The following is a 13,421-nucleotide window of genomic DNA, read 5'->3' on the forward strand; positions in this document are numbered from 1 at the left end:
TCTTCCCGCTTACTTCGGACGCTTGGCGCCGTACTTCGAACGACGCTGCTTACGGTTCTTGACGCCCTGGGTATCCAGCACGCCGCGGAGGATGTGGTAGCGCACGCCGGGCAAGTCCTTGACGCGACCGCCGCGGATCATGACCACCGAGTGCTCTTGCAGGTTATGGCCTTCACCCGGGATGTAGCCGATCACCTCGAAGCCGTTCGTCAGGCGCACCTTGGCGACCTTACGAAGCGCCGAGTTCGGCTTCTTCGGGGTCGTGGTGTAGACGCGCGTGCAAACGCCGCGCTTCTGCGGCGACTGCTGCAGCGCCGGCACTTTCTTGCGCGACTTCTGCACTTCACGTGGACTTGCGATCAGCTGGTTGATCGTCGGCATGCAGCCTTCACCCTTTTAATTCGCGCGAAACCTTGAGTGGCTCCGCAAATTCCTCTCGGGAACAACCGTCCCGTACGGCTCGCCCGACGCGGATCAAACATCCACGCAAAGCGAAATCGCGCCAACCACCCATCACTGGGCGGAAAGCGCATCGACGCCACAGAGGACCGCGATCCCGGACCGATCAGCACTGGCTGGTCAGTCCGCCACCGAGGTCATGCATCCGAATTCACTCTCAAGAGGACTCCCTCAAGAGAACTAAATCGTCCTGGCATTGCCTAGCTATCATCGACAGCGTTTGAGCGGCATTCGTCGAGGTTGGTGCCCGTCCCGGCCTGAAAAAGGCCTTCCGGGTGTTCCGTTCCGACGCTGGCGTTGCTCACCGCCTGTCGTTAAGTGGCCGGGTTGTATAAGCGAGAGATAGTGAAGTCAAGCAAAACGACAAGCAAAGAAACGCCTCTGGCGCCTGCGGATTTTGCATTTCGCCGGCGCTCAATCCGCGACGATTTATGACATCCACCTCCTCGCCACGCGGATTCGGAGATATATTGTATCCGGGTAAAATAAGATTAGAAACAACTCTCTACAGCTTTGCATTCAAGGCCAAGCCCAAAACTAAGCCTTTATTTGCCATTTGCGGCGCAAAAAGCGGGTTCTATGAGCCAGAAGCCCTTCATGCGGTACACCGACATCGCGATCATCGGCGGAGGTCTTGCAGGCTCGACCGCCGCCGCGATGCTCGGACGCGCCGGAGTCCCGAGCGTCCTGATCGACCCGCACCAGGTCTATCCGTTCGATTTCCGGGTCGAGAAGCTCGGCGGAGCCGTGCAGCTCGAGCGATTCGCGAGGACTGGCCTTGCCGAATCCGTGCTGCGGTCGAGCACGTCGGACGGCGAGAACTGGATTGCGCGATTCGGCCGGCTGCTCGACAAGGCGCCGAGCCAGCAATTCGGCATCATGTATGACGCGCTGATCAGCGCGATCCGATCCGAGATATCGGGACCGGCAGAATTCATCTGCGACAAGGTCGTCGAGGTCACGACCAGCGCCGAGCGGCAGACGCTGGTGCTCGCCAGTGGCGAGACGATCTCGGCGCGACTGGTGGTGCTCGCCAACGGGTTAAACGTCGGGCTGCGCCGGATGCTCGGCATCGAGCGCCAGATCACCAGCGTCTGCCACTCGATCTCGATCGGATTCGATTTCGTGCCAGTGGGGCGCCCGGCCTTCCCGTTCCCGGCCATGACCTATTTCTCGGAACGGCCGAGCGACCGGATCCCCTACATCACGCTGTTTCCGGTCGGAAGCCGGATGCGCGCCAACCTCTTTACCTACCGCCAGGCCGACGATCCCTGGCTGCGCGCGATGCGGCACAATCCAGTCGAGACGCTGAACGCGGCGCTGCCGCGGCTGCGCCGCATCACCGGCGACTTCGATGTTGCCGGCGACATTAAGATCAGGCCCGCGGACCTCTATGTCAGCACCGGCTATCAGCAGCCGGGCATCGTGCTGGTCGGCGACGCCTTCGCGACCACCTGCCCCGTCACCGGCACCGGGACCGACAAGGTGTTCACCGACGTGGCTCAACTCTGCAACGTCCACATCCCGGCCTGGCTTGCGACCGACGGGATGGGCGCAGAAAAAATCGCAGCGTACTACAACGATCCGCTCAAGATCGCCTGCGACGCCTGGTCAAACGCCAAGGCGTTCAACTTCCGCTCGGTGTCGATCGATAGCGGAGCTTACTGGCAAGCCCAGCGCTGGGCGCGCTTTCTGGTCTATTTCGGCGAAGGCCGCCTTCGCCGGCTGCGCAGCGGGCGGCGCCAGGCGGCGGTGACGCATGCGATGGCGCAGACGCCGTAGCAGTTGGTAGCCGAGCTGTCGGCTGGCTTCCATCCGGTAACCCAGCGAATGACCGGCGCGAACGTCGATCATCATATCCACCATGGGACGGCGACCGGCCCATAGCTGCCCCATGAAACTATCTTCGGCGGCGCAGGAGTTGATCGCCGAAATATCGCTGTCCGTGAGCAATTGGTCGGTGATCTTGTCGACCAGCAGCGCACCGGGCGAATATTTGCCGAACCTGGCATCGAACGCCGTCTTCCAGGTGTAGGCCGTCGTTCCGCAGTACATCAGGACCTGCGCCGCGATCGCATCACCGCCGGCGCGCAACAGCGCAACCGAAGCGCACTGGCGGGCTGCGAGGTTTTGCACGAGCGTCCGCGCAAACACAGCATCATGATCGTGCGACAGCAACGCGGTGCCTCGCGTGCCTTTCCAGCTCCCCTGCTCCATGGCCAGGAACGTCTCGAACGACGCGCGCACCGCAGCCGAGGATCTGTCGTTAATGATGTCGACGGCGCCTAGCGCCGACAGCCTGTTCCAGTCCTGGCGCAGCTTCTTGCGCGTCGAGCCGGACCGCTTGACGCCGAACTCCCTGGTCACGAACGGCCTCGCACCCGTCGACAACACCAGCGGGACGATGCCGCGCGCGGACAGCGTGTTGAGCACTGCCGCGTGGCTCGGCGTATCCGCATCGAACGACATCAGGTTCATCGTTTTCGGCAGCCGCGGGTTCGTCTCGATCGCGGCCAGCAGCGCCGGAATCACCTCGTCGACATGGGCGGGGTCGACGACCGGATTGGACAGGAAGGCATAGTTGTAGGGCAGCGTCTCCAGCACCTCTGGCCAGTACGGAACCGGCCTGCGCCGTTGCATCGCCCAAACGCCGACGAGCCGGCGCGGGCCGGCGCTTACATGCCATGCCAGCAGCATCTCGGTCCGGGCGAAATTCGTGTCGTTGGCCGCCTGCAGCGCCGCAGGATGCATGAAAACGTTCGGAGACGCCCGCAGGACAAGATCGTCCCACTGCACGCAGAGGTCCAGGCTTGGTGAATCAATCGTTACCGAGATCATCGCAATTGGCCCGCGCGACCGCTTCGACGCAACATCGTGCTCGCCTGAGATTGTCATTCAATTAAACCCAACCGCGTTGACCAGATCGTGATCGGCGCTTCAGCGTTTCTTTGCCATTCCGGCCCATGATTGCCGCTTCACATCGGCGCGCAAAACCCAATGCGGTGACCATGCGATATACCGACGTTGCGATCGTGGGCGGCGGTCTTGCCGGCGCGACTGCCGCCGCCATGCTGGGGCGCGCGGGCGTGTCGGCCTGCCTGATCGATCCACACGTCAGCTATCCGCCCGAGCTGCGTTGCGAGAAGCTGGGCGGCGATCAGCTCGAGCTGTTGCGCAGGACCGGACTCGCCGAACAAGCGCTGCGCTCCGCCACGCTCGACGGCGAGGTCTGGGAGGCGCGCTTCGGACTTGTGGTCGCGAAGAAACCGAGCGACCAGCACGGCATCATGTATGACACGCTGGTCAACGCCGTGCGGGCGCAGATCCCTTCAAGTGTCGAGATCATCCACGGCAAGGCCTACGCGGTCGCCACCAGCGACGAGCGCCAGCAGATCACGCTCGCGAACGACGACCTGCTCTCGGCGCGCCTCGTCGTGCTCGCCAACGGATTGAACATCGGCCTTCGCCAGATGCTCGGCATGGAACGTCGCGTCATCAGCGCGTGTCATTCGATCACGCTGGGGTTCGACGTCGCGCCGGTCGGCCGCGCCGGCTTCGAATTTCCGGCGCTGACCTACTGGCCGGGACGGCCGGCTGCACGGATGGCTTATCTCTCAATCTTCCCGATCGGCGACCGGATGCGGGCCAACCTGATGGTCTACCGCGACATGACCGATCCGTGGCTGCGCGACTTCCGGCAGGCTCCCGAAGCGCTCCTGATCGCGATGATGCCGGGCCTGCATCGCATGATGGGCGACTTCAGCGTCGGCGGCCCGGTCCGGATCAGGCCCGCTGACCTCTGCGCGACGGAAGATTATCTTCAGCCAGGTGTCGTCCTGGCCGGCGACGCCTTCTCGACGTCCTGTCCGGCTGCAGGCACCGGTACGACCAAAGTGTTCACCGACGTCGAGCGCCTCTGCAACATCCATATACCGGCCTGGCTTGCGACCGACGGCATGGATGTCGACAAGATCAGGCAATTCTACGAAGACCCCGCCAAGGTCGCGTGCGAGGCGCAATCGCTCGCCAAGGCCTATCATCTCCGATCGCTCTCGATCGATCGCGGACTTGCTTGGCGGGCCGCGCGCTGGGGCCGTTTCGCGGTTCGCTCCGCGCAGGGCGTCCGCTATGCGATCCGCAAGCGGCTGCCCGCACGGGCCGCGCGCCCTGAACATCGCGTGATCAGCGGACAATCGCAGCGCGGGCGGCCCGCCTGAGCCGAGCGGCGCGATCGACCGCAAAGCGAATACGAGGAATTATTCCTCGTCATCCCCCTCATCATCATCGTCGTCATCATCTTCGTCTTCATCGTCGTCTGCCGGATCGGCCGCGCTGTGCAGCGCCTGCCCCTGATCGTCCCAGAGCTTGCGATAGACGCCGTTCACGGCGAGCAGTTCGGCGTGCGAGCCGCGCTCGATCGCCCTGCCGCCCGAGATCACGATGATCTCGTCCATCTCGACCACCGAGGTCAGGCGGTGCGTCGACCAGATCATGGTGCGGTCCTTGGAGACCTTGAGCAGCGTGCGATTGATCGCGGCTTCCGTGGTCTGGTCGAGCGCCGACGTCGCCTCGTCCAGCAGCAGCACCGACGGATTGCGAATGATCGCGCGCGCGATCGCGATGCGTTGGCGCTGGCCGCCTGACAGCGTGTCACCGCGTTCGCCGACCGAGGTGTCGTATTTCTGCGGCAGGCTCATGATGAAGCGGTGGATCTCCGCTTTCTTGGCTGCGTCCACGACATCGGCGTCGGTCGCGCCTTCCTTGCCGAGCCGGATGTTCTCGCGGATCGACATGTTGAAGAGCATGTTCTCCTGGAAGACCACCGCCATGCTCGACCGCAGCGATTCCCGCGTCACGCGGCGGATGTCGACGCCGTCGATGGTGACACGGCCCTCGTCGGGCACGTAGAGGCGCAGGATCAGGTTGAGCAGCGTGCTCTTGCCGGAGCCGCTGGGGCCGACGATCGCTATGCTCTTGCCGGCATTGAGCTTGAGGCTGAGATTGTCGAGCACCGGGGTCTGCGCGTTCTCGTACTGGAAAGTAACGTGCTCGAAGGTGATGTCGTGGGTGATGCGCGGCAGATCGGGCGCGCCGGGACGGTCGGCGCCGCGGGTCGGCTCGTCGAGCATCTCCTGGATATGCCGCACCGCCGCCGCCGACTGGATCGAGACCGGGATGAAATGCATGATATGGGCGATGTTGTACGACACCTCCCAGAACGCGCTCTCGAAGGTCACGAAGGTGCCGACGGTGATCTGCCCCTTGGTTGCCAGATACGCTCCGATCGCCAGCACCACGAGGTGCAGCAAAAGCACCGAGATGGTGACGGTACGTTCCACCATGGTCGACAGGAACATGGCGGAGGCCGCCCTCGCCCGCACATCGCGATTGCGCATGGTGAACCAGCCGAGCGCGCGGCGCTGCAGGTTGAACGCCTTCACCACCGCTTGCGCGGCCACGTTCTCCTGCACCATTCCCAGCAGCGCCGACTCCTGGAGCTTCTGTTCGTAGTTGGCGTGCACGGCCTTCGGGGTCAGGATGCGTGGGCCGATCAGCGTGATCGGAAACACCAGCAAGGCGACGACGGCGAGCTGCCAATTCAGGAACAGCATCAGGATGATGCCCGCGACCAACTCCAGGATCGGCAACGCCGCGCTGTTAGCGAAGCTCTTGACCGAGCCCTCGAACGCCGCGAGATCGATCGAGAAGCGTGACAGGATTTCGCCGCGCTTGGTACGGGCGAAATAAGACGACGGCAGGTTCTGAAGATGATCGAACAGCCGCGTCCGGACGTCGGAGATGATGCCGGCGGCAAGCCGCGCATCCCAGCGCTCATACCAGACCGCGATGATCGAGGTGACGATGCCCGCGACCGCGAGCACGCCGAGGATCTTGTAGAGCGCCTGGAAGTCTTCCTCGCCGAGCGCGTCGTCGATCAGGAATTTCAGGCTGAGCGGCATGATGACGTTGAACAACGTCTCGACCACCAGGCCGAAGCCGACGAAGACAAACAGCCTCCTGTAGCTGGCCAGAAACGGCTTGACGAAGCTGAAGATCGTGGAGAGCGCACCGGCGGCTTCCTTGGCCGTGAAGACGACGAGGTCCTCGTCGTCTTCATCGTCGTCGAACTCAAGCTCGTCGTCATCCTCATCATCATCGTCGTCCGCCGGCGCAGCGGACGCCTTCGCCGATGCAGCCGACACAGGCGCACCGGACGCCGCCGCGAGCTTCTTCTTCATCTCGGGATCATCGGCAACGGCCGGTTTCAGATCGTCAGATGCGGGAGGCTTTGGCGCCATGAAACCAACCGATGCTCCACGGCCGGCATGACCGCAAATCGAAATCGCAGTCGACAAGCGCTGCGGCCGCGATCCTATGCGATCAGGATCAATTCAGCAAAGCGTTTGGCGCGGCGGACGCGCCGCACCAAGCCAAGTGAGGACCGAATCGTTTCCGATTCCGTCAGCTCTAGTCGTCGTCGGCTTCGACCTTGTCGAAGAAGGAATAGCGCAGGCTGTCGGAGTCGGCGTACCACTGACCCGGCCCCTTGCCTGCTGCAAGCGTCAGAGCCCACAGCGCGTCGGTGCAGTCGCGGCGATGCATCGACAGATCGAATCCGTTGCCGAAGAACAACTCCGACCATTCCCACCAGGTGCCGAGCTTCTTCACGCCACGCAGCAGGTCGTAGCGATCGATCAGCGCCGGCGCCATGTCCGAGGTCACCGAACCGAACACCAGGCCGGTCTTGACCACGCGGTTGAACTCGCGCACCGCACGCGCGACCTGCTTTTCGCCGAGATGGCACAGTGAGGTCTCGAACACAAAGTCGAATTCGTTGGCCTTGAACGGCATGTCGACGACCGAGCCGAGCTTGTTGTACTTCTTGAGCGCCTTCGGCGTCTTGCCGTGGATGGTGCGATTGTTCTCGATGCCCCAGGCATCGACGCCGCGTTCGCGCAGCGCGCCGACGAGTTCGCCGCTGGCGGAGCCGGCAACCAGCAGCTTGTAGCCCTTCGCCCTGCCCCAGACCGTCTTGACCAGGTCCATCAGATAGGCCGGGTCGGTGAAGTTGCGCCAGGCTTCGCTGTACGGACCCTGCCCGCGGTAGTTCTCGAAGTAACCGCGGTCGATCTTGTCGGACACCTTCGCCGCTTCCTGCGAGCGGGCGCGGCGCAGCCGCATCCACTCGGTGAGGATGATGTCGGTCGCCGCGTCGGAGGAGTCGAGCAGTCCGTTCAGCGTCGAGTCGAACAGATAGTCGCCGACCACCACGATGCCCGGATGCTGCTTGGGCTCGGGGCGATGATTGGTCATGACGTCGCGCGCCGGCAGGCCGCCCGGCAGCGCGTTGACCGACGACAGCCAGCGATGGATCTTGCCTTCCAGGAAATGCTCGCGCGCGTTGCCGAGCGAGGCCGGCAGCGACTTCAGCGCGGCCTCGAACAGCTCCTGGTCGCTGAGGTTGGCGAACGCCAGCGCGTCGGAGCCCGCGATCAGCCAGTTCAGCACGCCGTGCTTGCCGACATCGTGGCGCGCGCCTTCATTGTAGACGCAGCAGCCACCGAACGCTTCCGACATGAACCAGGCGCCCGGAATCTTCTCACCCCAGAACGGCTCGTCGAACAGGATCGAGACGCGCAGATAGTGCGCCGGCCGGTCGAAATAGGCGACGTGCTTGACCATCGACTGGCGCAGCGCCTCGCCGTCCCAGCGCATGGTGGCGAGCCAGGAATGCGGCAGGCAGACCAGCACGAGATCGAAGTCGCGCGTCTCCGGCCCCTTGCCGTTCATCATGTTGAGCTGGTAGCGGCCACTGGCCACCTTGCCGACCTTGAGGACGCGATGGTTGAGCTGGATGTCGGCGTCGACTTCTGAGCGCAGGCACTCGATCAACTGTTCGTTGCCGTTCTGGATCGAGTACAGGCCGATATAGCCGTCGACGTCCATCACGTAGTTCTTCAGGGCGTTGAGGCCGTTGGTGTTGTGGCTCTCGGTCGCGATATCGGAGCGTGCCATCACCTTGAAGAAGCGCTTGGCGATGGGATCATCGACCTCTTCGTCGAGCACCTGCTCGGCGGTCTTGTAGGCCCAAGGGTGCTCGTTGTCGTGGGCGCCGACGCCCTCATAATATTCGATCGGCGAAACCAGATCGGCGCAGCGCTTGCGGAACGACTCGATCGCAGCCGCGGTCTTGGGCCCGTATTTGCGGCGCATGCCCGGGACATCGGCGAGCAGTTCGCCGTCGAGCTGCACCTGCTCGGCATCCATCGGAATCGTCTGCAGCCCGAAATGCTGGATCAGCTCGCGCAGCGGGTCGGGCCCGGTCATCGAGTAGTCGTAGATCTCTGCGACGCCGGCCTCGTACATCGCGGGCGCGGTTTCGAATTTGCGCGTAAGAACCTTGCCGCCGAGCCGGCCCGACGCTTCGAAAATGGTGATGCGGCAGAGGTCGCCGAGCTTGCGCTTCAAATACCAAGCGCTCATCAGCCCCCCCGGGCCGCCGCCTACGATAGCCAAGTCAAGCATTTGAATTCCGTCGTCTCCGGAACTGCCAAGCAGCCGGTCTAAGTCACCCTAGCAAAAGCGCTTTTCACCCTGAAGGAAAGATGAACAAAGCGCGTCCCTGCACCGCAGCAGGCAAAGAAAGCAGCAAAAAGGCCGGCGCGAAGCCGGCCTTTTCGTCAATACCGTAGTCTCACGGGCGCCTATTCCGCCGGCGGCAGGGCCAGCGGCTCCGCTTCCGGTGCCGTCGGCACGATCGCCGCCTGCTGCTTCTCGCGCTCGTCGATGATCAGCTTGTCGCGCTTCACCGCAACTTCGCGGAGCCGCGCCATCGAGGCGCCGGTGCCGGCCGGGATCAGACGGCCGACGATGACGTTCTCCTTGAGGCCTTCGAGCGGGTCCACCTTGCCGTTGACGGCCGCTTCGGTGAGCACGCGCGTGGTCTCCTGGAACGACGCCGCCGAGAAGAAGGAGCGGGTCTGCAGGCTCGCCTTGGTGATGCCGAGCAGAACCGGCGTTCCCGTGGCGATCTTCTTGCCTTCTTCCTTTGCCTTGACGTTGAGCGCGTCGAACTCGATCTTGTCGACCTGCTCGCCCGAGATCATGTCGGTGTCGCCCTGATCGGTGACCTCGACCTTCTGCAGCATCTGACGAACAATCACCTCGATGTGCTTGTCGTTGATGAGCACGCCCTGCAACCGGTAGACTTCCTGGATTTCGTTGACCAGATAGGCAGCGAGTTCCTCGATGCCCTTGATCGCCAGAATGTCGTGCGGTGCCGGATTGCCTTCGACGATGAAGTCGCCCTTTTCGACGATATCGCCGTCCTGCAAGTGGATGTGCTTGCCCTTCGGGATCAGGTACTCGCGCGGCTCCTCGGTCTTGTCCATCGGCTCGATCGAGATGCGGCGCTTGTTCTTGTAGTCACGGCCAAAGCGGATCGTGCCCGCGATTTCCGCGATGATCGCCGCGTCCTTCGGCTTGCGAGCCTCGAACAACTCAGCCACCCGCGGCAGACCGCCGGTGATGTCGCGTGTCTTGGCGCTCTCGGTCGAGATACGCGCCAGGATGTCGCCACCCTTCACCTTCGCGCCGGTGTCGACCGACAGAATGCCGTCGACCGACAGCATGTAACGGGCGTCGCCGCCGCGCGCGAGCTTCAGCACCTTGCCGTCCTTGCCCTTGACCACGATGGCCGGACGCAGGTCCGCACCGCCGCGCGTCGAGCGCCAGTCGATGACGACGCGCTTGGCGATACCGGTGGACTCGTCGAGCGTTTCCGAGATCGACTGGCCCTCGACCAGATCCTCGAACCCGATCGTACCCTCGACCTCGGTGAGCACCGGGCGGGAATAGGGATCCCACTCCGCGATGCGCTGGCCGCGCTTGACGGTGTCGCCCTCGTCGACGTGCATGCGCGAACCGTACTGAATACGATGCGTCGCGCGCTCGGTGCCGTCGGCGTCAACGATCGCAACCACCATGTTGCGCACCATCGCAACCAGCTGGCCTTCGCTGTTACGCAAGATCGCCTTGTTCCTGATCACGATCTTGCCGTCGAAGTTCGATTCGACGAACGACTGCTCGTTGAGCTGCGCCGCGCCGCCGATGTGGAACGTACGCATCGTCAGCTGCGTGCCGGGTTCACCGATCGACTGCGCCGCGATGACGCCGACGGCCTCACCGTGGTTGACCGGAGTACCGCGCGCGAGATCGCGGCCGTAGCACATGCCGCAGATGCCGTTGACGAGCTCGCAGGTCAGCGCCGAGCGGATCTTCACTTCCTGGATGCCGGCCTGCTGGATCGCGTCGACATGGCTCTCCTCCATCAACGTGTCGCGCTTGACGACAACGTTGTTGGTGAGGGGATCGCGCACGTCATCGCAGGCCGTGCGGCCCAGGATGCGCGAGCTGAGCGAAGCAACCACGGTGCCGGCATCGATGATGGCGCGCATCTTGATGCCGAGCTTGGTACCGCAATCGGACTGCGTGATGATGCAGTCCTGCGCGACGTCGACCAGACGGCGGGTCAGGTAACCCGAGTTCGCGGTCTTCAACGCAGTATCCGCGAGGCCCTTGCGGGCGCCGTGGGTCGAGTTGAAGTACTCGAGCACCGACAGACCTTCCTTGAAGTTGGAAATGATCGGTGTCTCGATGATCTCGCCCGACGGCTTGGCCATCAGCCCGCGCATGCCGGCAAGCTGGCGCATCTGCGCCGGCGAACCACGCGCACCGGAGTGCGCCATCATGTAGATCGAGTTGACTTCGGCTTCCGCTCCGCTTGCCGTCCGCTTGGTGGCGGAAATTTCCTTCATCATCGCCTTGGCGATCTCTTCCGTCGCCTTCGACCAGGCGTCGACGACCTTGTTGTACTTCTCGCCGTGGGTGATCAGACCGTCATTGTACTGCTGCTCGAAATCCTTCGCCAACGTACGGGTGTTTTCGACGATCTTCCACTTGCTGTGCGGCACGACCATGTCGTCCTTGCCGAACGAGATGCCGGCCTTGAACGCGTTGTAGAAGCCGAGCGCCATGATGCGGTCGCAGAAGATCACCGTCTCCTTCTGGCCGCAGTGACGATAGACCTGGTCGATGACGCCGGAGATCTCGCGCTTGGTCATCAGCTTGTTGATGATCTCGTACGGGACCCTCGGGCTCCTCGGCAGCAGGGTGCCCAGCATGACGCGGCCGGCGGTGGTCTCGATCCAGCGACGCGACTGCTTGCCGTCCTCGCCGATGCCGTCCCACCGGTACTTGATCTTGGTGTGGAGGTGGATGACCTTCGAGTGCAGCGCGTGCTCGAGCTGGGCCATGTCGCCGAAGGTCTTGCCCTCGCCGGGCAGGCCTTCGCGCATGATCGAGACGTAGTAGAGACCGAGCACAATGTCCTGCGACGGCACGATGATCGGCTGGCCGTTCGCAGGGTGCAGGATGTTGTTGGTCGACATCATCAGGACGCGCGCTTCCAGCTGCGCTTCGAGCGACAGCGGAACGTGCACGGCCATCTGGTCGCCGTCGAAGTCGGCGTTGAAGGCGGCGCAGACCAGCGGATGCAGCTGGATCGCCTTGCCCTCGATCAGCACCGGCTCGAACGCCTGGATGCCCAAGCGATGCAGCGTCGGCGCGCGGTTCAGCAGCACCGGATGCTCGCGGATCACCTCATCGAGGATATCCCAGACCTCCGGACGCTCCTTCTCGACCAGCTTCTTGGCCTGCTTCACCGTGGTGGACAGGCCCTTGGCGTCGAGCCGCGAATAGATGAACGGCTTGAACAGCTCGAGCGCCATCTTCTTCGGCAGGCCGCACTGATGCAGGCGCAGCTCGGGACCGACCACGATCACCGAACGGCCCGAATAGTCGACGCGCTTGCCGAGCAGGTTCTGACGGAACCGGCCCTGCTTGCCCTTCAGCATGTCGGCGAGCGACTTCAACGGTCGCTTGTTGGCGCCGGTGATGACACGGCCGCGGCGGCCGTTGTCGAACAGCGCGTCGACGGCCTCCTGCAGCATGCGCTTTTCGTTGCGGATGATGATGTCGGGCGCACGCAGCTCCATCAGCCGCTTCAGGCGGTTGTTGCGGTTGATGACGCGGCGGTAGAGATCGTTGAGGTCGGAGGTCGCAAAGCGGCCGCCGTCGAGCGGCACCAGCGGGCGCAGATCCGGCGGGATCACCGGCACGACCGTCATGATCATCCACTCCGGCTTGTTGCCGGAGTAGCGGAAGGCCTCGACGATCTTCAGGCGCTTGGCGAGCTTCTTGTGCTTGATTTCGGAGTCGGTCTCCGCCATGTCGGCGCGCAGCTGCGCATCGAGCTTTTCGAGCTCCAACCCCTTCAGCAGTTCACGGATCGCTTCGGCGCCGATCATGGCGGTGAAGCTGTCCTGGCCGTATTCGTCCTGCGCCTTCAGGTACTCGTCTTCCGACAGCAACTGACGGTCCTTGAGCGCGGTCAGACCCGGCTCCAGCACGACGTAGTATTCGAAGTACAGGATCCGCTCGAGATCCTTCAGCGTCATGTCGAGCAGCTGGCCGATGCGGCTCGGCAGCGACTTCAGGAACCAGATATGCGCAACCGGTGCTGCCAGTTCGATATGGCCCATGCGCTCGCGCCGGACGCGCGACAGCGTCACCTCGACCGAGCACTTTTCGCAGATGATGCCCTTGTACTTCATCCGCTTGTACTTGCCGCACAAGCACTCGTAATCCTTGATCGGTCCGAAGATGCGGGCGCAGAACAAGCCGTCACGCTCCGGCTTGAAGGTACGGTAGTTGATGGTCTCCGGCTTCTTGATCTCGCCGTAGGACCAGGACAGAATCTTCTCCGGAGACGCGATCGAAATCCGGATCTGGTCGAAGACCTGAGCCGGCGTCGTCGGATTGAAAAGATTCATAATTTCTTGGTTCATGGTCTTCTCCTCGCGTGCCGATCGTCACCGGCAGCAAATTCGAAACTTCTATTC

At 63.2% G+C, this 13,421-nt stretch carries 6 protein-coding genes and 1 pseudogene; 2 read left to right on the plus strand and 5 right to left on the minus strand.

Annotation, left to right across the window (positions count from 1 at the left end; translation table 11 throughout):
- Positions 1-9: 9 nt before the first annotated feature.
- Entirely contained in the window at positions 10-381 is a 372-nt protein-coding gene (gene rpsL, locus UP10_RS01900) for a 30S ribosomal protein S12 (RefSeq protein WP_044538537.1), read from the minus strand.
- Between the two features lie 675 nt (positions 382-1,056).
- Between rpsL and UP10_RS43895 the strand changes: the two genes are divergently transcribed.
- Positions 1,057-2,241: an FAD-dependent oxidoreductase gene (locus UP10_RS43895; RefSeq protein WP_044586119.1), complete on the plus strand. Its 1,185-nt coding sequence runs from the start codon at positions 1,057-1,059 to the stop codon at positions 2,239-2,241.
- Between the two features lie 171 nt (positions 2,242-2,412).
- Here UP10_RS43895 and UP10_RS42740 read toward each other — a convergent pair.
- Positions 2,413-3,354, minus strand: a pseudogene (locus tag UP10_RS42740) (GNAT family N-acetyltransferase); the annotation flags it as partial.
- A 113-nt stretch (positions 3,355-3,467) separates the two neighbouring features.
- On the opposite strand from UP10_RS42740, the gene UP10_RS01915 reads away from it, so the two are divergent.
- Positions 3,468-4,676, plus strand: coding sequence for an FAD-dependent monooxygenase (locus UP10_RS01915; protein ID WP_044586120.1), 1,209 nt, complete (start codon positions 3,468-3,470; stop codon positions 4,674-4,676).
- 39 nt (positions 4,677-4,715) lie between these two features.
- On the opposite strand, the gene UP10_RS01920 is transcribed toward UP10_RS01915, so the two are convergent.
- The 3 genes from UP10_RS01920 to rpoC all read right to left on the minus strand — a co-directional run bounded on the left by UP10_RS01920 (position 4,716) and on the right by rpoC (position 13,367).
- On the minus strand, positions 4,716-6,758 hold the full coding sequence (locus tag UP10_RS01920; protein WP_044585725.1) for an ABC transporter ATP-binding protein: 2,043 nt from the start codon (positions 6,756-6,758) through the stop codon (positions 4,716-4,718).
- A gap of 169 nt (positions 6,759-6,927) precedes the next feature.
- Positions 6,928-8,985 carry an FAD-dependent oxidoreductase gene (locus UP10_RS01925; RefSeq protein WP_044585726.1) on the minus strand — a complete coding sequence of 686 codons (2,058 nt, stop codon included), beginning with the start codon at positions 8,983-8,985 and terminating at the stop codon, positions 6,928-6,930.
- 179 nt (positions 8,986-9,164) lie between these two features.
- Complete coding sequence (gene rpoC, locus UP10_RS01930; protein ID WP_044538533.1) at positions 9,165-13,367, minus strand: DNA-directed RNA polymerase subunit beta'; 4,203 nt, start codon at positions 13,365-13,367, stop codon at positions 9,165-9,167.
- Between the last annotated feature and the right edge of the window lie 54 nt (positions 13,368-13,421).

The sequence above is a fragment of the Bradyrhizobium sp. LTSPM299 genome (assembly GCF_000938235.1).
GTDB lineage: Bacteria > Pseudomonadota > Alphaproteobacteria > Rhizobiales > Xanthobacteraceae > Bradyrhizobium.